The sequence below is a fragment of the Fictibacillus sp. NRS-1165 genome (assembly GCF_050468105.1).
GTDB classification, from domain to species: Bacteria; Bacillota; Bacilli; order Bacillales; family Fictibacillaceae; genus Fictibacillus_C; species Fictibacillus_C terrinigri.
Map to the genome: position 1 here is coordinate 1 of NZ_JBDPNU010000105.1, position 1,304 is coordinate 1,304.

General features: G+C 42.3%; 2 protein-coding genes. Both read right to left on the minus strand.

The genetic code is table 11. The annotated features are described in order from the left end of the window. Nucleotides 1–7 precede the first annotated feature (7 nt). Nucleotides 8–964, minus strand: coding sequence for an IS3 family transposase (locus ABHN01_RS24585; RefSeq protein ID WP_429877724.1), 957 nt, complete (start codon nt 962–964; stop codon nt 8–10). After that, the gene (locus ABHN01_RS24590; RefSeq protein WP_290398199.1) at nt 949–1,272 is read right to left on the minus strand and encodes a transposase; all 324 of its coding nucleotides are present in this window, start codon (nt 1,270–1,272) and stop codon (nt 949–951) included. The genes ABHN01_RS24585 and ABHN01_RS24590 overlap by 16 nt, the downstream gene beginning before the upstream one ends. Between the last annotated feature and the right edge of the window lie 32 nt (nt 1,273–1,304).

The following is a 1,304-nucleotide window of genomic DNA, read 5'->3' on the forward strand; positions in this document are numbered from 1 at the left end:
TTCTTTTTTATAAATTGACGACCATATCTTCTTTACAGCCGTGTTCCTTGAACCACTCATGATATTGAACAGGTGACATATAGTTGAGACTTCCATGGTATCGACGTTTGTTATAGAAATCGATGTATTCATCTATTCGATAATATGCCTCATCAAAACAATCAAAGGTATATTCTTGATAACATTCTCGTTCAATCACGCTGTGGAAGGATTCAATAAAGGCATTAAGATCCGGAGACTTCGGTGGGATTCTTTCATGTAGAACGAAATGATGATGGCAGAATTCTCCAAAGGACCGGCTTAAAAACTGAGGGCCGTTATCTGTCCGTATAATTAAATTCATTGAATCATCCTCATCTGAGAAATGAATCTGACGCCTTAAAAACGCCTCATGAAGCATTTTAGTAACATCTCTTGCCTGACAGGTCGACCCTCGATAATATCCTACGATACAGCGATCAAACACATCGATGGCACTGGCCAGGAAGAAAAAACGGCCACTCTTCTGGATAGATCCGTATTTGATGTCCAGCTGCCATAATTGATTAGGCCCCGTAATGATATGCTGTTTGGCAAGTCTTCTGGGATATAAGGGGCCGCTCTTTCGCTTCTGCATTAGAATATCCAGGCCAGCACACAGCCGGTAAACCTTTTTCGGATTAATATCCAGCTGCTTCTCCGTGCGGAGATAGTGGGTAAGTTTCCGATACCCATACGCACTTTTTTCTCCTTCAATGGCTTCCATGAGAAACTCTTCAATCTCGAGATCTGAGACTTTGTCTCCAGCTATCGTTAAGGAATACCCGGGGGCCGGGCGGCCCCTTTTTATAGGGGAAAGCTCCTCCTGATCCGTCTTTTCATGGTAATAAAACAAGGAACGATGCACCTCCAAAGATTCTGTTGTTTTCTTTACAGAGAATCCTTCTTCTATCCATAACCTGGCTTCTGCTATTTTTTCCTCGATGGAGAATTCCCTTTTTTTAAAAGGTTTTTTAACATCGCCACTTCCAGTTCTTTCTCTCCAAGTAACTTCATGGCCTGTTCATACTTCTCCAGCAGCTCATCCTTTGAAGGGTCATCGGATAAAACAGTGGTGCCTTCCTCCTCCATCTGTTCTCGGACCTCATCTTCGTATTCCTTCATCCACTGAGATAATGTATTCCGGGATATTCCTGCTTTCCGGGCAATAGAGGTCATTCTTCCGGATTCCAACGCCATTCGAACATGTTTCTTTTTCACATCTTCTATAATTTCGATTTTCTTCTTCGGCATTCGATTGTCCCCTTAATCTTTGACTAGTTTTA

Excerpts from the sequence above, each read along its gene's own strand:
- ABHN01_RS24590 (WP_290398199.1), bottom strand. The coding sequence starts at position 1,272 with ATGCCGAAGAAGAAAATCGAAATTATAGAAGATGTGAAAAAGAAACAT.